Genomic DNA, 16,322 nt, shown 5'->3' with positions numbered 1-16,322 from the left:
CTACTGGATCACCACCTTGACGACGCCGGTGAGAGCGATCTGGGCGAGGGAGAGGGGGACGAGGAGGCTCCAGGACAGTTTCTGGAGCTGGTCCTCGCGCAGGCGCGGGTAGGTGACCCGCAGCCAGATGACGACGAAGGCGAGGATCGCGGTCTTCAGCAGCGTCCACAGCCAGCCGAGGCCGTCGGCGCCCCAGGGGCCGTGCCAGCCACCCAGGAAGAGGACGGTGGTCAGTCCGCACAGTACGACGATCCCGGCGTACTCGGCGAGGAGGAACAGGGCGAAGCGCAGACCGGTGTACTCGGTGTACGCGCCGAAGATGATCTCCGAGTCGGCGACGGGCATGTCGAACGGCGGGCGTTGCAGTTCGGCGAGGCCGGCGACGAAGAAGACGATCGCGCCGACGATCTGCCAGGGCAGCCACCACCAGTGGAAGGCGTGGACGATGCCGGGCAGGGAGACCGTGCCGGCCGCCATCGCCACGGAGGCGGCGGCGAGCAGCATCGGCAGCTCGTAGGCGAGGAGCTGGGCGGCGGTGCGCAGTCCGCCCAGGAGGGAGAACTTGTTGGCGGAGGCCCAGCCGGCCATGAGCGAGCCGAGGACGCCGATGGCCATGATCGCGAGCACGAAGAAGATGCCCGCGTCGAGGACCAGGCCGACGGCGCCCTCACCGGGGCCGATCGGAATGGCGAGCAGCACGAGGAGGTAGGGCAGCAGGGCCACGGCGGGGGCGAGCTGGAAGACCCGGCGGTCGGCGCCGGCCGGGATCACGTCCTCCTTCTGCGCGAACTTCACGCCGTCCGCGACGAGTTGGGCCCAGCCGTGAAAGCCGCCGGCGTACATGGGGCCGAGGCGGCCCTGCATGTGCGCCATCACCTTGTGCTCGGTCTGCCCCACGATCAGGGGGAAGGTCAGGAACACCGCGAAGACGATCAGGAGTCGCAGGGCGACGTCGACGGCGTCGTTCACCGCGGGCCTCCTTCCGGGTCGTCGGGGGTGGTGGGGGGTCGCGTGGCGTCGGGGTCGTCGTCCTCGGGGGCCGGCCCCGGTTTCGGTTCGGGTTCGTCGAACGCCGGGCGGGCGTGGTGCCAGGGGGCGTCCGAGCCGCGCGGTGCCGTCGGCGGCTTCGGAGCCGCCGCCTGCCCGCGCTGAGACGTCGATCCCTCGCTCGCACTCCGCGCACGGCGAGGCCGCGCGGCCCCCGCCCGCTGCGACACCGACCCCTCGGCCGCACTCCGCACCCGCCGGCTCCCCGCGGGGGGCGCGACCGGCGCGTCCGCGGCCGTGCCTTCGGCCCCGGCCCCCGTGTCCTGCGCGGCACTCTCGCCGGCTACGGCCCCGTCCCGCCCGGCCGTGCCCTCGGCGCCGGCCGAAGCCTCGGCACCGCCGCCGGACTCCGCCGCCGCACCCTCGGACGCGGCCGCGGACTCCGCCGCCGCACCTTCCGCACGCTCTGCCGTCCCACTTTCGCGCCGCGCCGCCGCGCCCTCGGCCACCGCCTGGCGCCGGCCGGCGTCTCCGGGCGTGCCCTCCGCGGCCGTCCCGGCCTTCGGCACCGCGGCCTGCGGCGCGGTCGCGGCGCTCCCGGCCGCCACCCCGGCCTCCGCCGCCGCACCCTCGTTGCGGTGTGCCGTCTGGCTTGCTGAGCCCTCGCTGGCACTGCGCGTCCGCCGGGGCCTGGTGGTGGGGGCCGGGGGCTGCGCGGTTCCGGGGGTGGGGGATGTCGTGTCGGTCGAGCCCTCCGCCGCGGTGCGTGTACGGCGTGCCGGGCGGTCGCCCGCCGCCCGGGCCGCGCCCCGCGCCGGGCGGGCCGGGGCGGGCGGGAGCTGGCCCTTCAGGGGGCCCCACTCGTTGGGGTCGGGCACGCCCGGCGGCAGCATCTGGCGGCGCTTGGGCCCGCCGTGGTCCGAGTCGCCCGGTTCCTTGGCCCCCGGCCAGGCCTTGGCGACACGGGCCGCGAGGACGAAGTCCTTGCGGAGGGGGTGTCCCTCGAAGGTCTCCGGCAGGAGGAGGTGGTCCAGGGCGGGGTGGTCCCGGAAGGAGACGCCGAACATCTCGTGCGTCTCCCGTTCGTGCCAGGCCGCGCCCGCGTAGACGTCCACCGCGGTGGGCAGGACCGGCGCCTCGTGCGGAACCGTCGTACGCAGCAGCAGACGCCGCACCGGGGCGAGGGCGACGACGTGGGCCGTCACGCGGAAGCCCGTGCCCGGCTCGTCGACGGCGCTCAGCCAGTCGAAATACGTGCAGCCCAGCTCGTCACGGGCGGTCAGCAGTGCGGAGACCCATGTGTCCGGCGGCACGTCCACCGTCAGGACCTCGTAGGCCTCCTCCGCCGTGGCCCCGGTCCCGAACAGTTCCTCGACGGGCGCGGGCAGCCAGCCGGTCCCACTCATCGCGGGTCCTCCTCGCCGGTGCTCGCGCTGGCCGGCGGCCGCACGAGCCCGCTCTGCAGCGCCGCCGTCGAAGGACGGGCCGCCGCGGTCGCGTACCGCTCCCCCAGCGACTCGCGCGCGATCTTCTCCTGGAGCTTCAGGATCCCCTGGAGCAGCGCCTCGGGACGCGGCGGGCAGCCGGGAACGTAGACGTCCACCGGGATGATCTGGTCGACGCCCTTGGTGACGGCGTACGAGTCCCAGTACGGGCCGCCGCAGTTGGAGCAGGCGCCGAAGGAGATGACGTACTTGGGCTCCGGCATCTGCTCGTACAGCCGCTTGACCGCCGGGGCCATCTTGTCCGTGACCGTGCCGGACACCACCATCAGGTCGGCCTGGCGGGGCCCGGGCGCGAACGGGATCACGCCGAGGCGGATGAAGTCGTGCCGGGCCATCGACGCGGCGATGAACTCGATCGCGCAGCAGGCGAGGCCGAAGTTGAAGACCCAGAGCGAGTAGCGCCGGCCCCAGTTCAGGACGACCTTCATCGGCTCCGGGGCGAGCCGGGCGAGCGTGCCCAGCCGCTTCGGCTCCGGCAGCGGTACCGGTGCGGGGGTGATGGGGGTCACGTCCATGCCAGGACGCCCTTCTTGTATGCGTACAGCAGGCCCACGGCCAGGAAGCCGAGGAAGATGAACATCTCCACGAGCGTCGTCGCGCCGTAGCCGGGGGCGGCGAAGACCGTCGCCCAGGGGAACAGGAAGATCGAGTCGACGGCGAAGATCACGTACAGGAACGCGTAGACGTAGTAGCGGACCTGGGTGTGCGCCCAGCCCTCGCCGACGGGGTCGACACCGCACTCGTACGTCAGCAGTTTCTCCGGGGTGGGGACCACCGGGCGCAGCAGGCGTCCCGCACCGAAGGCGACGGCGACGAACAGCACGCCGACGACGGCGAGCAGTCCGACGACCGAATACGACTGGAAGTAGTCCGCCGCGACGACGGCGGTCGACCCCCGCAACGTCTCCCGCACCGTCCGTTCCTCACTCCCTGGCCCTGTCGGACCCGTTTCCCCGGCCACGTGCTGTTCGGCTGTTCGACGATCTGTACGCACCGGAGTCTAGGCCCTGATAAAGGGCCGGTAAGCAGCCCGTCACACCGCGGGACGCGAAGGTGGGGTTTTCCCCAGTGGCTCAGGGCGGCCCACCTCATGGCGCCGTCGGCCGCAGCGCGGCACGCTGACCCGTATGACCGCACGCATCCCCGCCGCCGAACCCGCGGCAGCCGGCGCCGAGGACCGGCTGCCCCCGGCCCGTTTCGCCTACGACCTGCCCACCTGGAAGGAGATCACGCATCTCCTGGTGAACCTGCCGGTGTCGCTGTTCGGCTTCGTCTACGTGGTGACGGTGCTGCTGACCGCCAGCGCGCTGACGCTCAACGTGATCGGCTTCCCGCTGCTGGCGCTCGGGCTGATGGGTTCGCGGCTGCTGGGCCGGCTGGAGCGGGCGCGGGCGCGGGCACTGCTCGGAGTGCGGATCGACGAGCCGAGCCCGCTGTCGCTGCACCGCGCGAAGGGACTGCCCGGCCGGCTCTGGACGGCGCTGAAGGACCCGGTGGGCTGGCGCACGGCGCTGTACCACTTCATACGGCTGCCCTGGGGCGTGCTCACCTTCACGGTGACGCTGACCTCGCTCTTCGTGCTCTGGCCGGTGCTGCCCTTCCTCGCGCGGGGCCTGGCGAACGTGGACCGGGCGATGGTGCGCGGCCTGCTGTCGCCGTCCGACGAGCTGGAGCGGCGGATCGCCGAGCTGGAGTCCGACCGGGGCGTCGTGGTGGACACGGCCGCCGCGGATCTGCGGCGCATCGAGCGGGACCTGCACGACGGGGCGCAGGCAAGGCTGGTCAATCTGGCCATGGGCCTGGGCCTGGCCAAGGAGAAGCTGCTGGAGGGACAGTCCGACGAAAACGTCGCCGCGATGGTGGAGGAGGCGCACGGCGAGGTGAAGCTCGCGCTCCAGGAGTTGCGCGATCTGGCCCGCGGCATCCATCCCGCCGTCCTGACCGACCGCGGCCTGGACGCGGCCCTGTCGGCGGTGGCCTCGCGGTGCACGGTGCCGGTGCAGGTGACGGTCGACCTGGAGTCGCGTCCGGCCGCGGCCATCGAGGGCATCGCCTATTTCACGGTCTCGGAGCTGCTCCAGAACGTCAGCAAGCACAGCGGGGCGCGGTCCGCCTCCGTCGACGTCTGGCGGACCGACGGCCGGCTGCTGATCCAGGTCTCGGACGACGGCCGCGGCGGCGCCCGGCTGGACGGCGGAACGGGCATGCGCGGTCTGGCCGAGCGGCTGGACGCGGTCGACGGCCTGTTCGTCGTCGAGTCGCCGCCGGGCGGTCCGACGACGGTCACGGCGGAGCTGCCGTGGCGGGACCGCACGGACGGCACCGGTCCGGGCGGCATGGGTGCGGCCGGATCCGGCGCGGCCGCCTCCGGCAGGGGCGCCCCCGGCAGGAGGTAGGGAAAACCCCCCGCCCAAGACGCCGACGTGCTCCATGGTCCCGCCACCCGCGGCCGAGCACGCTGGGAGTACGGCGGGACAGCCGTAAGAAACAGCGGAACGAGGGGACGGGACGACGCCGATGGCCACCCAGTACCGATCGCAGGACGCACCAGGGTACGGGCCCTGCAGCGGGTTCCACGACGGTGGCACCGGCCGGGAACGGCACCTGCTGCCGGCCGGGCTGCGGGCGCCGTTCGAGGCCCGCAGCTGGCGCGAGTTCGGGTACGTGCTGCTGAACCTGCCGATCGGCATCATGCTGTTCACGTACGCGGTGACGATGGTGTCGCTGGGCGTGGGCCTGCTGGTGACGTTCTTCGGTGTGCCGGTGCTGGCGGCGGCGCTGGCCGGCTGCCGCCTGTTCGGCGTGCTGGAGCGGGCGCGGGCGCGCCGGCTGCTCGGCCTGGAGGTGGCGGAGCCGCAGCCGCTGCGGATGAAGGAGCCGGGCGTCCTGGCCTGGACGGGGGCCCTGCTGAAGAGCGGTACCTCCTGGCGGGCCCTGGTCTACGCGATCCTGCACTTCCCGTGGGCGGTGTTCTCCTTCTCGGTCTCGCTGGTCCTCTGGACGCTGGGCTGGAGCCTGCTGACGTATCCGCTGTGGTTCTGGGTGTTCCCCATGTGGGCCGGTCAGGGCGGCATCCAGCTCTACGGCGACGGTCAGCACGGCATCTACCTGGACAACCCGTTCGAGATCACGGTGACCGCGCTGGTGGGGCTGCTGTTCACGCTGGCCACGCCGTGGATCGTGCGGGCGCTGACGATGGTGGACCGGGTGCTGGTGCACGGGCTGCTCGGGCCGTCGCGGCTGTCGGCGCGGGTGGTGGAGCTGGAGTCGGACCGGGGGGTCGTGGTGGACGCGGCCGCCGCGGATCTGCGGCGCATCGAGCGGGACCTGCACGACGGGGCGCAGGCCCGGCTGGTGGCGCTGGCGATGGATCTGGGGCTGGCGAAGGAGAAGCTGGCGGAGGATCCGCAGGCGGCCGCGCGGATGGTGGACGAGGCGCACGGCGAGGTGAAGACCGCGTTGCAGGAGCTGCGGGACCTGGCGCGGGGGATCCACCCGGCGGTGCTGACGGACCGCGGCCTGGACGCGGCGCTGTCCTCGGTCGCCTCGCGCTGCACGGTCCCGGTGCGGGTGGAGGTCGATCTGGCCGAGCGGCCGGCGGCGGCCATCGAGGGGATCGCGTACTTCACGGTCTCGGAGCTGCTCCAGAACGTCAGCAAGCACAGCGGGGCGCGGTCCGCCTCCGTCGACGTCTGGCGGGTGGAGGACCGGCTGATGCTCCAGGTGGAGGACGACGGGGTCGGGAACGCGGACGTGTCCAAGGGGTCGGGCCTCGCCGGGCTGGCGGAGCGGCTGGACGCGGTGGACGGGATCCTGGTCGTGGACTCGCCGGCCGGGGGCCCCACCCGGGTGACGGCGGAACTGCCCTGGCGACGCTGAGCGCGCCCGGGGTCTGCTGATGGCGGCCTGCCGGCCGCGGCCACACCGGTCGCGGCGGCAGGCCGAAACGTGTGGTCGCCTCTCTCACTTCCCCTGACCCGGGCGCGGCACGGTCCGAATACTGGAATGCTGGACCATGCCGCGCGGAAGGCCGTGGGCGAGGCTGTGGGGGGCCGAGGATCGTGGAGGACAGGGTGCGGGTGGTCATCGCCGAGGATTCAGTGCTGCTCAGGGAGGGCCTGACCCGGCTGCTGACCGACCGCGGACACGAGGTCGTGGCGGGTGTCGGGGACGCCCAGGCGCTGATCAAGACCATCACGGAGCTGCACGACCAGCAGGCACTGCCGGACGTCGTCGTGGCGGACGTGCGGATGCCGCCGACGCACACCGACGAGGGGGTCCGGGCCGCGGTGCAGCTGCGCAAGGCGCACCCGGCGCTGGGCGTGCTCGTGCTCTCGCAGTACGTGGAGGAGCGGTACGCCACCGAACTGCTGGCCGGTTCCAGCCGCGGGGTCGGCTATCTGCTCAAGGACCGCGTGGCCGAGGTGCGCGAGTTCGTGGACGCGGTGGTGCGGGTGGCCGAGGGCGGTACGGCCCTGGACCCGGAGGTCGTCGCCCAGCTGCTCGGCCGCAGCCGCAAGCAGGACGTGCTGGCCGGGCTCACCCCGCGGGAGCGGGAGGTGCTGGGGCTGATGGCCGAGGGGCGGACGAACTCGGCGATCGCCCGGCAGCTGGTGGTGAGCGACGGCGCGGTCGAGAAGCACGTCAGCAACATCTTCCTCAAGCTCGGACTGTCCCAAAGTGATGGGGATCACCGGCGTGTTCTGGCCGTGCTCACCTATCTGAACTCGTGATCGTCCGACACTGTGTCGGACCGTGCGAACCGTCTCACCGCCGCGTCCAGCATGCGAACGATGCAGGGAAGGCGACCCTCACGGTCGTAGGGTTGAAGCCGGGAAGGTCTTCGGGAAGGCCGCTCCCACACAGCCGCCTCGAAGGAGGTCCAGTTCAGTGACCAGCCAGGTCAGCAGTCCAGCGGAGCAGGCCGATGGAGCCGTCGTAGGAGAGCAGCGCAGGGCGGCCGGGACGAAGGGCGTGCGCCGTCTGGATCGGGTGATCATCCGGTTCGCGGGTGACTCGGGTGACGGTATGCAGCTCACCGGTGACCGTTTCACGTCGGAGACGGCGTCGTTCGGGAACGATCTGTCGACGCTGCCGAACTTCCCGGCCGAGATCCGGGCCCCCGCAGGAACCCTGCCGGGCGTGTCCTCCTTCCAGCTGCACTTCGCCGACCACGACATCCTCACCCCCGGGGACGCGCCGAACGTGCTGGTCGCGATGAACCCGGCCGCGCTGAAGGCGAACGTCGGCGACCTGCCGCGGGGCGCGGAGATCATCGTCAACACCGACGAGTTCACCAAGCGCGCGATGCAGAAGGTCGGCTACGACGCCTCCCCGCTGGAGGACGGCTCGCTGGACGGCTACAACCTGCACCCGGTGCCGCTGACCACGCTGACGGTCGAGGCCCTCAAGGAGTTCGACCTGTCCCGCAAGGAGGCCGAGCGCAGCAAGAACATGTTCGCGCTGGGCCTGCTGTCCTGGATGTACCACCGGCCCACGGAGGGCACGGAGAAGTTCCTGCGGACGAAGTTCGCCCGGAAGCCGGACATCGCGGCGGCGAACGTCGCCGCCTTCAGGGCGGGCTGGAACTTCGGTGAGACGACGGAGGACTTCGCGGTCTCCTACGAGGTCGCCCCGGCCGCCAAGGCCTTCCCCGTCGGCACGTACCGCAACATCTCCGGGAACCTGGCCCTGGCCTACGGCCTGGTGGCGGCCTCCCGGCAGGCGGACCTGCCGCTGTTCCTGGGCTCGTACCCGATCACCCCGGCCTCGGACATCCTGCACGAGCTGTCCAGGCACAAGAACTTCGGTGTGCGGACCTTCCAGGCCGAGGACGAGATCGCCGGCATCGGCGCCGCGCTCGGCGCCGCCTTCGGCGGCTCGCTGGCGGTGACGACCACCTCCGGCCCGGGTGTGGCGCTCAAGAGCGAGACGATCGGCCTGGCCGTCTCGCTGGAGCTGCCGCTGGTGGTCGTCGACATCCAGCGCGGCGGCCCGTCCACCGGCCTGCCCACCAAGACCGAGCAGGCCGACCTGCTGCAGGCGATGTACGGCCGCAACGGCGAGGCCCCGGTCCCGGTCGTCGCCCCCCGCACCCCGGCCGACTGCTTCGACGCCGCCCTGGAGGCGGCCCGGATCGCGCTGACCTACCGCACCCCCGTCTTCCTGCTCTCCGACGGCTACCTCGCCAACGGCTCCGAACCCTGGCGCATCCCCGAACTGGACGAACTGCCGGACCTGAGCGTGCGGTTCGCCCGCGGCCCCAACCACACCCTGGCCGACGGCACCGAGGTGTTCTGGCCCTACAAGCGCGACCCGAAGACCCTCGCCCGCCCGTGGGCGATCCCGGGCACTCCGGGCCTGGAACACCGCGTCGGCGGCATCGAGAAGCAGGACGGCACCGGCAACATCTCCTACGACCCCGCCAACCACGACTTCATGGTCCGCATCCGCCAGGCCAAGGTCGACAACATCGAGGTCCCCGACGTCGAGGTCGACGACCCGAACGGGGCACGCACCCTCGTACTGGGCTGGGGCTCCACCTACGGACCCATCACGGCGGCGGTGCGCCGGCTGCGCGCGGCCGGGGAGTCCATCGCGCAGGCCCACCTGCGCCACCTCAACCCCTTCCCGAAGAACCTCGGCACGGTGCTGCGGGCTTACGACAAGGTGGTGATCCCCGAGATGAACCTCGGCCAGCTCGCCACCCTGGTGCGGGCGAAATACCTGGTGGACGCGCACTCCTACAACCAGGTCAACGGCATGCCGTTCAAGGCCGAACAGCTCGCCACGGCTCTCAAGGAGGCCATCGATGGCTGAGACGTCCACGGAAGGCACGGGCACGGCCGAGGCGCTCTCCCTGGTGCCCAAGGCCCAGGCCCGGCAGTCCATGAAGGACTTCAAGTCCGACCAGGAAGTGCGCTGGTGCCCCGGCTGCGGCGACTACGCGATCCTCGCCGCCGTCCAGGGCTTCATGCCCGAACTCGGGCTGGCCAGGGAGAACATCGTCTTCGTCTCCGGCATCGGCTGCTCCTCCCGCTTCCCGTACTACATGAACACCTACGGGATGCACTCCATCCACGGCCGCGCCCCCGCCATCGCCACCGGCCTGGCCACCTCGCGGCGCGACCTGAGCGTGTGGGTCGTCACCGGTGACGGCGACGCGCTGTCCATCGGCGGCAACCACCTCATCCACGCCCTGCGCCGCAACGTCAACCTCAAGATCCTGCTGTTCAACAACCGGATCTACGGCCTGACCAAGGGCCAGTACAGCCCCACCTCCGAGATCGGCAAGATCACCAAGTCGACCCCGATGGGCTCCCTCGACGCCCCCTTCAACCCCGTCTCCCTCGCCATCGGAGCCGAGGCGTCCTTCGTGGCCCGCACCATCGACTCCGACCGCAAGCACCTCACCGAGGTGCTGCGCCAGGCCGCCGCCCACCCCGGCACCGCACTGATCGAGATCTACCAGAACTGCAACATCTTCAACGACGGCGCCTTCGACGCCCTCAAGGACCGCCAGCAGGCCCAGGAGGCACTGATCCGCCTCGAGCACGGGCAGCCGATCCGCTTCGGCGCTGGGGGCACCTCCCGCTCGAGCGAAGCCGAGAGTGGGGGAGGCGAACGAGGCGTCGTCCGCGACGCCCGCACCGGAGAACTGTCCGTCGTGGACGTCACCCCGGACAACGAGTCCGACATCCTCGTCCACGACGCCCACGCCGCCTCCCCCACCACGGCGTTCGCGCTGTCCCGCCTCGCCGACCCCGACACCCTCCACCACACCCCGATCGGCGTCTTCCGCTCCGTAGACCGCCCGGTCTACGACACCGCGATGGCCGACCAGCTCGACACCGCCATCGAACAACGCGGCAAGGGCGACCTCGCCGCGCTCCTGGCCGGCGGGGACACCTGGACCGTCGTCGGCTGAGCGGCCCGCTCCGTCTCACGAGGCCCGGGTCCCTGCGGCCCGGGCCTCGTCGTATGTCCGCCGGGCCCGCTCCACGTCCGCCATGCGCTCCTGGGTCCACAGCGCGAGCGCCCGTACCTGTTCGGCGGCCTCCCGGCCGAGGCCGGTGAGGGAGTAGTCGACCCGGGGCGGGATCACGGGCTTGGCGTCGCGGTGGACCAGGCCGTCGCGCTCCAGGGTCTGCAGCGTCTGGGCGAGCATCTTCTCGCTGACGCCTCTTTCGCTGACCCGGCCGATGGCGCGACGCAGTTCGCTGAAGCGGTGGGGCCGCTCCAGCAGCTCGATCAGGACGAGGACGCCCCAGCGGCTGGTGACGTGCTCCAGGACCAGTCGGTACGGGCACATCTCCGCGTCGGCGACGGCGTCCCTTGCCGCTCCTCCAGTGCTTACCGGCATGCCAGTACCTTACTTCAAAGTAGGTACTGTCGAATAGTTAGCACATCTCCTAGCGTTAGTGCACAGGCACCCCACAAGGAGACTTCCGTCATGAGCATCGTCGTCACCGGAGCCACCGGACACCTCGGCCGCCACGTCGTGGAACAGCTGCTGGAGAAGGTTCCGGCCGGCCACGTCACCGCTGTCGTACGCACCCCCGAGAAGGCCGCCGGCCTCGCCGAGCGCGGGGTGCGGATCGCGGTCGCCGAATACAACGCGCCTGAGACCTTCGACGGCCTGTTCTCGGCCGGCGACAAGGTTCTGCTGATCTCCGGCAACGAGTTCGACAAGGGCCGGGTCCGGCAGCACCGGGTCGTCATCGACGCGGCCCGGGCCGCCGGTGTCGCGCTGCTCGCCTACACCAGCGCCCCCGGCACCCTGAAGGCCGCCCTCGCCGACGACCACCACGGCACCGAGGAGGCGCTGCTGGCCTCCGGGGTGCCCTACGTGCTGCTGCGCAACGGCTGGTACCACGAGAACTACACCGAGCAACTCGCCCCCGCCCTGGAGCACGGCGCCGTCGTCCACGCCGCCGGCGAGGGCCGAATCTCCTCCGCCCCGCGCGCCGAGTACGCGGCCGCCGCCGTCGCCGTCCTGACCGGCGAGGGCCACGAGAACAAGACGTATGAGCTGGGCGGGGACGAGGCCTGGAGCTTCACCGAGTACGCCGCAGAGCTGAGCAGGCAGACCGGCAGGCGTATCACGTCCAACCCGGTCTCCGTCGAGGAGTACGCGGGCATCCTGACCGGCGCCGGGCTGCCCGGGCCGCTCGCCGCGATCCTGGCGGGCGTGGACGCCTCCATCGAGAAGGGCGAGCTGGTGGTCACCTCCGGCGATCTGTCCCGCCTGATCGGGCACCCCACCAGCCCGATCTCGGAGGCGATCGCCGCCGCGCTCGAGGCCTGAGCGACGCCGGAGCAGACGCCGGACAAACCGTCACCCACCCGTCATGACCGTTTCGCCATACGGACATGACAGGCGGGGGCGCGTGGCGCTACCTTCTTTGATGCCCGTCGCACGGCACGCGGCCGGGCACGAAGGAGGAACCAGTGAGCCAGAAGCCGAGGGGTGAGCGGCGCACAGGACTGCTGAACGGCATCGCCGCCTACGGGATGTGGGGCCTCGTCCCCCTCTTCTGGCCGCTGCTCAAACCCGCCGGGGCGGTCGAGATCCTCGCCCACCGCATGGTGTGGTCCCTCGCCTTCGTCGCCGTCGCCCTGCTCGTCGTACGCCGCTGGGCCTGGGCCGGTGAACTGCTGCGCCAGCCGCGCAAGCTGGCCCTCGTCGTGGTCGCTGCCGCCGTGATCACCGTCAACTGGGGGGTCTACATCTGGTCCGTCAACAGCGGGCACGTGGTGGAGGCCTCCCTGGGCTATTTCATCAACCCGCTGGTCACCATCGCGATGGGCGTGCTGCTCCTCAAGGAACGGCTGCGGCCCGTGCAGTGGGCGGCGGTCGGCACCGGCGCCGCCGCCGTCGTCGTGCTCACCGTCGGCTACGGCCGCCCGCCGTGGATCTCCCTCTGCCTCGCCTTCTCCTTCGCCACCTACGGCCTGGTGAAGAAGAAGGTCAACCTGGGCGGCATCGAGTCGCTGACCGCCGAGACCGCGGTCCAGTTCCTGCCCGCCCTGGGCTACCTGCTGTGGCTGGGCGCCCACGGCACCTCGACGTTCGCCGCCGAGGGAGCAGGGCACGCCGCCCTGCTCGCCTCCACCGGCATCGTCACCGCGCTGCCGCTGGTCTGCTTCGGCGCGGCCGCGATACGCGTGCCGTTGTCCACCCTGGGCCTGCTCCAGTACATGGCCCCGGTCTTCCAGTTCCTGCTCGGGGTCGCCTACTTCCACGAGTCCATGCCGGCCGAGCGCTGGGCCGGCTTCGCCCTGGTCTGGCTGGCCCTGACCCTGCTGACCTGGGACGGGCTGCGCACGGCCCGGCGGGCGGCACAGCTCAGGGCCCGGCTCGCCGCCCCCAGGACCGCGGCGCCGGCGACGGCCGACCCGGTGGACGCGTAGCCGCTGCCGCGGGTGCCGGCCGCTGGTGCTGTGACCGGAAGGGTTCACCGGCTCGCGACGCCGGCACGGCACTAGACGAAATCCGTGCCGGGCGGGCGGTCCGGCGCGGGCGGGCGAGTGGTGCGGGCGCGGTGGGCTCGCACCTTCTCCCTGTTGCCGCAGTGCCCCATCGCGCACCAGCGCCGCCGGCCCGGACGTGAGGTGTCGACGAACAGCAAGTAGCAGTCGTGGGCGCCGCATTCGCGGATGCGGTCGGCGTACGGGCCGCTGAAGAGGTCGATCGCGTCCCGGGCCACCGTCGACAGCAGTCGCGCGCCGGTGGCGCCGGGCGCCCAGACCCGGGTGCCGGCCGGGGTGAGCCGGGAGACGAGGGGCGGTTCGGCCGCCGTCTCGTTGACCGTGGCCACATGACCGGGCTGGAGCGGACGGCCGTGCGCGCGGTCGGCGGTCAGCAGGAACAGGGCGTCACGGAAGGCACGGGCGCGCTCCACCTCGTCCTCACCGACCGCTGGTTCCAACCCCGGCGCGAGCCTGCTGCGGTCGGCCCAGGCGACCAGGTCGGCTGGGGTGTGCAGCACCTCGTAGCGGGCGAAGGCACCCGGGCCGCCCGTCGTCAGCAACTCCAGGCACAGCGCCCCCGGATCGAAGCGGTAGGGCTTTCCGTCGCACGAGACGAGCGTCAGACCGGTGGCGGATTCCCGCGTTTCCCTGGCACGCGCACTCATGTAACCACTATAAGTGGTTACATGACTCGGACACCCCCGGGCCCCGCGCCCGCACCGCTGCACTGGAAGCTCGTGGTCGACGCCACCGACCCGCACGCGCAGGCCGGCTTCTGGGCCGCCGCGCTGCACTACGAGGTGGAGGACAACAGCGCGTTGGTCGAGCGGCTGCTGGAGCTCGGGGCGCTGCCGGGCGAGGCCACCGTCGAGTTCCACGGCCGCCCGGCCTTCCGGGACCTGATCGGCGTACGGCACCCCGACGACCCGTACGACGAGGAGCGCGGCACCGGTCTGGGCAGGCGGCTGCTGTTCCAGCGGGTGCCGGAGGCCAAGGCCGGCAAGAACCGGCTCCACCTCGACCTGCACCCCGGCGAGGGCCGGCGCGCGGACGAGGTGGAGCGGCTGAAGGGGCTCGGGGCGCGCGTGGTGCGGCACGTGCGGGAGCCCGCCGGGGAGTGGGTGGTGATGGAGGATCCGGAGGGCAACGTGTTCTGCGTGGCGTAGGACGCGGGGTCAGTTCGCGGACGGGGGGGTCGCGTTGCGGGCCCGTTCGGCCAGGCGGCCCATGCGGGCGCGGGCGGACTCCAGTTGTTCGATCTCGTCGGCGGCGGGGCCGTCCTCGGCGGTGAGTTCGGTCCACAGGTCGATCAGGTCGCGGCCGAGCCGCAGGCCCTGCTCGGGGTCGCGGACCGCGCGCCAGGCGGCGGCCGCGCTCTGCACGTCGCCGTAGGCCGCCGCCGTGTCCCGGGCGCGGTGGCGGATGCGGGCGAGGGCGAGGGAGATGCCGAAGGAACGGAGCGGATCGCCCGCCAGGTAGGCGATGTAGGCGGTGAGTTCGCGCACCCGCAGCACCTCGGGGTGCTCCGGGCCGAGCGTGCCGGACGCGTCCGCGGCGGTGCGTTCGGCCAGGGCCGCCGCCTCCTCGATCCGGCCCTCCTTCACGGCCTCGTTCACGCGCGCCAGGGGTTCGGCGAGCAGGACGACGCCCGCTTCACCGGCCGCGGTCCTGGGATCCTCCCCGAGCACCGCCTCGGCCACGGCGTCGAACCCGCGGGCGGGGGTGGGCCTGGGGTCGGGTCCGACCGGGTCGGGGTCCGGATGCTGGTGCTGGTGCTGGTGGGAAGTCACGGCGGGCGCGACCGGGTCCGGCTGCGCGTTCGCGTCGGCCGGGCTCGCGTCCATCACCGGTGGCGGGCCGAACACCCCCGTGGGGGCGACGGCCGTACCGAGCGGCGTGTCACCCACCGGTTCCGGCAGCTCCCGCAGCGTGAACGTCGGTGCCGCCTCGGTGGACGGCGCCTGCGACTCGGGAACCGCCCGCAACGGGAAGGTGGGCGCGCTCTCGCTGTGCGGTGTTCTCTCACCGCTCCTGGGCTCGCCGTGCGGCCCGGATCCGGGCAACTCCTGCGCCGGGAACGCAGGTGCCGCCCCGTCGGGCTCGCGGGCCGGTTCCGGGACCTGCCTCAGTACGTGCGTCACCCTGTCGTCCTCCGGGCGCGGGGGCGCGGCCGGGGCCGGTCCGGGTACGTCGGCCGGCGGGTCCGGCGGTGCCGTGCGCACGGGGTCCGCCGCGAACGTGCTGGAGCCGTCGGTGTGGACCTGGAGGGGGACGACGTAGCCGATGCGCTCGTCGGTGACCGTGGCGAGGACGGGGTGGCCGGAGGCGAGGGCGATGCGGTGGAGGTGGTTCAGTACGGCCTGCTGGATCTCCTCGCCGGGAGCCGGGTGGACCGGTAGGCCGCCGACCGAGGCGCCGGCGCCGTCAGCCGGCACATGGACGGCGACCGGCGTCGCCACGGGTGCCGCCGGCTGCGCGGCGCGCTCGTGTTCCCGCTTCTTCCCGCGGCTCAGTCGAGACATCGGCTCCCTCACTCGGATGAGTGCCATCCGGTCGTTCGCATGCATTCGAGTCTCTCTGGCCGCCTGCCCTCCCCGCGTCACCACGACGTCACAGACTCGCACCAGGAACCGCGCTCCTGTGACGCGGGTAACGTCTCGCGGGCGAGGATCGTCGGGATGACGCGGGAGGGGGACGAAGATGCGGACAGATGTACGACAGGGACCGGAGATCTGAGTCCGCGGGCCGGTGACCGACGCCCGCGCCGAGCCCGGCGGGTGGGAGGGCAGGCCCGAGCGGCCAGTCGGCCGGCCCGTCACGCCCCGCCGGTTCTCCTGGCTGGCCACCCACGGCGGCGCGGGCACGACCACGCTCGCGGCCGTCTACGGCGGTCACGACTGCGGACGCGCCTGGCCGGGGCCCGGCGCTCCGGAGTCGGTGCTGCTGGTCGCCAGGACCCACGCGGCGGGGCTGGACGCCGTCACCCGGGTCCTCGAGGTGTTCCGCAGGGGCGAGGCGCCCGCCGGACTCGACCTGGACGCCGTGGTGCTCGTCGCGGACGCGCCGGGCCGGCTGCCGCGGCGGCTCGCCCAGCGGGTGAAGCCGATCGAGTCCGTGATCGACGTCTACCGCGTCCCGTGGGTGGAGGCCTGGCGGGTGGGCGACCTGAGCGGAGCGCCGCCGCGGGGGAGCGAGCCGCTGGCCCGTCTCACCGGGGCGGGAACCGCGCGGGCGGCGACTACGCCGTGATGTCCTTCGCCGTGGGCGACCTGAGCGGAGCGCCGCCGCGGGGGAGCGAGCCGCTGGCCCGTCTCACCGGGGCGGGAACCGCGCGGGCGGCGACTACGCCGTGATGTC

Annotated in this window: 16 protein-coding genes; 9 read left to right on the top strand and 7 right to left on the bottom strand. The window is 72.5% G+C overall.

Features of this window, described 5'->3' with window-relative positions; translation table 11 throughout:
• The 4 genes from ACFY4A_RS19625 to ACFY4A_RS19610 are packed head-to-tail and all read right to left on the bottom strand — an operon-like array spanning position 1 to position 3,405.
• Entirely contained in the window at positions 1-969 is a 969-nt protein-coding gene (locus tag ACFY4A_RS19625; RefSeq protein ID WP_390830658.1) for an NADH-quinone oxidoreductase subunit H, read from the bottom strand.
• On the bottom strand, positions 966-2,393 hold the full coding sequence (locus tag ACFY4A_RS19620) for an NADH-quinone oxidoreductase subunit C (protein ID WP_390830657.1): 1,428 nt from the start codon (positions 2,391-2,393) through the stop codon (positions 966-968). Before ACFY4A_RS19620 ends, ACFY4A_RS19625 begins: the two co-directional genes overlap by 4 nt.
• Positions 2,390-3,007 (bottom strand): NADH-quinone oxidoreductase subunit B, encoded by a 618-nt coding sequence (locus ACFY4A_RS19615; protein ID WP_390830656.1) that lies wholly within the window; start codon positions 3,005-3,007, stop codon positions 2,390-2,392. Before ACFY4A_RS19615 ends, ACFY4A_RS19620 begins: the two co-directional genes overlap by 4 nt.
• Positions 2,998-3,405 (bottom strand): NADH-quinone oxidoreductase subunit A, encoded by a 408-nt coding sequence (locus ACFY4A_RS19610; RefSeq protein ID WP_390830655.1) that lies wholly within the window; start codon positions 3,403-3,405, stop codon positions 2,998-3,000. Before ACFY4A_RS19610 ends, ACFY4A_RS19615 begins: the two co-directional genes overlap by 10 nt.
• Positions 3,406-3,619: 214 nt before the next feature.
• On the opposite strand from ACFY4A_RS19610, the gene ACFY4A_RS19605 reads away from it, so the two are divergent.
• The 5 genes from ACFY4A_RS19605 (at position 3,620) to ACFY4A_RS19585 (ending at position 10,419) form a co-directional block, all read left to right on the top strand.
• Entirely contained in the window at positions 3,620-4,888 is a 1,269-nt protein-coding gene (locus ACFY4A_RS19605) for a sensor histidine kinase (protein ID WP_390830654.1), read from the top strand.
• A gap of 121 nt (positions 4,889-5,009) precedes the next feature.
• A complete protein-coding gene (locus tag ACFY4A_RS19600) occupies positions 5,010-6,371 on the top strand; it encodes a sensor histidine kinase (protein ID WP_390830653.1) in 1,362 nt (453 codons plus the stop codon).
• A gap of 194 nt (positions 6,372-6,565) precedes the next feature.
• Positions 6,566-7,225 (top strand): response regulator transcription factor, encoded by a 660-nt coding sequence (locus tag ACFY4A_RS19595; RefSeq protein ID WP_301184424.1) that lies wholly within the window; start codon positions 6,566-6,568, stop codon positions 7,223-7,225.
• Between the two features lie 157 nt (positions 7,226-7,382).
• Positions 7,383-9,311 carry a 2-oxoacid:acceptor oxidoreductase subunit alpha gene (locus ACFY4A_RS19590; RefSeq protein ID WP_390830652.1) on the top strand — a complete coding sequence of 643 codons (1,929 nt, stop codon included), beginning with the start codon at positions 7,383-7,385 and terminating at the stop codon, positions 9,309-9,311.
• Positions 9,304-10,419, top strand: coding sequence for a 2-oxoacid:ferredoxin oxidoreductase subunit beta (locus ACFY4A_RS19585; RefSeq protein ID WP_390830651.1), 1,116 nt, complete (start codon positions 9,304-9,306; stop codon positions 10,417-10,419). The genes ACFY4A_RS19590 and ACFY4A_RS19585 overlap by 8 nt, the downstream gene beginning before the upstream one ends.
• Before the next feature lie 15 nt (positions 10,420-10,434).
• On the opposite strand, the gene ACFY4A_RS19580 is transcribed toward ACFY4A_RS19585, so the two are convergent.
• The gene (locus tag ACFY4A_RS19580) at positions 10,435-10,854 is read right to left on the bottom strand and encodes a winged helix-turn-helix transcriptional regulator (RefSeq protein ID WP_390830650.1); all 420 of its coding nucleotides are present in this window, start codon (positions 10,852-10,854) and stop codon (positions 10,435-10,437) included.
• Positions 10,855-10,944: 90 nt separating this feature from the next.
• On the opposite strand from ACFY4A_RS19580, the gene ACFY4A_RS19575 reads away from it, so the two are divergent.
• Complete coding sequence (locus tag ACFY4A_RS19575) at positions 10,945-11,799, top strand: SDR family oxidoreductase (RefSeq protein WP_390830649.1); 855 nt, start codon at positions 10,945-10,947, stop codon at positions 11,797-11,799.
• 143 nt (positions 11,800-11,942) lie between these two features.
• On the top strand, positions 11,943-12,905 hold the full coding sequence (gene rarD / locus ACFY4A_RS19570) for an EamA family transporter RarD (protein ID WP_390830648.1): 963 nt from the start codon (positions 11,943-11,945) through the stop codon (positions 12,903-12,905).
• Positions 12,906-12,976: 71 nt separating this feature from the next.
• On the opposite strand, the gene ACFY4A_RS19565 is transcribed toward rarD, so the two are convergent.
• Positions 12,977-13,630: a CGNR zinc finger domain-containing protein gene (locus tag ACFY4A_RS19565; protein WP_390830647.1), complete on the bottom strand. Its 654-nt coding sequence runs from the start codon at positions 13,628-13,630 to the stop codon at positions 12,977-12,979.
• A gap of 21 nt (positions 13,631-13,651) precedes the next feature.
• On the opposite strand from ACFY4A_RS19565, the gene ACFY4A_RS19560 reads away from it, so the two are divergent.
• Positions 13,652-14,131 carry a VOC family protein gene (locus tag ACFY4A_RS19560; RefSeq protein ID WP_390830646.1) on the top strand — a complete coding sequence of 160 codons (480 nt, stop codon included), beginning with the start codon at positions 13,652-13,654 and terminating at the stop codon, positions 14,129-14,131.
• A gap of 9 nt (positions 14,132-14,140) precedes the next feature.
• On the opposite strand, the gene ACFY4A_RS19555 is transcribed toward ACFY4A_RS19560, so the two are convergent.
• Positions 14,141-15,487 carry a tetratricopeptide repeat protein gene (locus ACFY4A_RS19555; protein ID WP_390830645.1) on the bottom strand — a complete coding sequence of 449 codons (1,347 nt, stop codon included), beginning with the start codon at positions 15,485-15,487 and terminating at the stop codon, positions 14,141-14,143.
• Positions 15,488-15,713: 226 nt separating this feature from the next.
• Between ACFY4A_RS19555 and ACFY4A_RS19550 the strand changes: the two genes are divergently transcribed.
• Positions 15,714-16,214 (top strand): DUF6668 family protein, encoded by a 501-nt coding sequence (locus tag ACFY4A_RS19550; RefSeq protein ID WP_390830644.1) that lies wholly within the window; start codon positions 15,714-15,716, stop codon positions 16,212-16,214.
• Positions 16,215-16,322: the final 108 nt, after the last annotated feature.

The sequence above is a fragment of the Streptomyces sp. NPDC001292 genome, from assembly GCF_042896465.1.
Classification (GTDB): domain Bacteria; phylum Actinomycetota; class Actinomycetes; order Streptomycetales; family Streptomycetaceae; genus Streptomyces.
Note: the sequence above shows the minus strand (reverse complement) of the source record. Positions and strands in the feature narration are given on the sequence as shown.

Excerpts from the sequence above, each read along its gene's own strand:
- ACFY4A_RS19600 (WP_390830653.1), top strand. The coding sequence starts at position 5,010 with ATGGCCACCCAGTACCGATCGCAGGACGCACCAGGGTACGGGCCCTGC.
- ACFY4A_RS19605 (WP_390830654.1), top strand. The coding sequence starts at position 3,620 with ATGACCGCACGCATCCCCGCCGCCGAACCCGCGGCAGCCGGCGCCGAG.
- ACFY4A_RS19560 (WP_390830646.1), top strand. The coding sequence starts at position 13,652 with ATGACTCGGACACCCCCGGGCCCCGCGCCCGCACCGCTGCACTGGAAG.
- ACFY4A_RS19585 (WP_390830651.1), top strand. The coding sequence starts at position 9,304 with ATGGCTGAGACGTCCACGGAAGGCACGGGCACGGCCGAGGCGCTCTCC.
- ACFY4A_RS19580 (WP_390830650.1), bottom strand. The coding sequence starts at position 10,854 with ATGCCGGTAAGCACTGGAGGAGCGGCAAGGGACGCCGTCGCCGACGCG.
- ACFY4A_RS19575 (WP_390830649.1), top strand. The coding sequence starts at position 10,945 with ATGAGCATCGTCGTCACCGGAGCCACCGGACACCTCGGCCGCCACGTC.
- ACFY4A_RS19555 (WP_390830645.1), bottom strand. The coding sequence starts at position 15,487 with ATGTCTCGACTGAGCCGCGGGAAGAAGCGGGAACACGAGCGCGCCGCG.
- ACFY4A_RS19620 (WP_390830657.1), bottom strand. The coding sequence starts at position 2,393 with ATGAGTGGGACCGGCTGGCTGCCCGCGCCCGTCGAGGAACTGTTCGGG.
- ACFY4A_RS19615 (WP_390830656.1), bottom strand. The coding sequence starts at position 3,007 with ATGGACGTGACCCCCATCACCCCCGCACCGGTACCGCTGCCGGAGCCG.
- ACFY4A_RS19565 (WP_390830647.1), bottom strand. The coding sequence starts at position 13,630 with ATGAGTGCGCGTGCCAGGGAAACGCGGGAATCCGCCACCGGTCTGACG.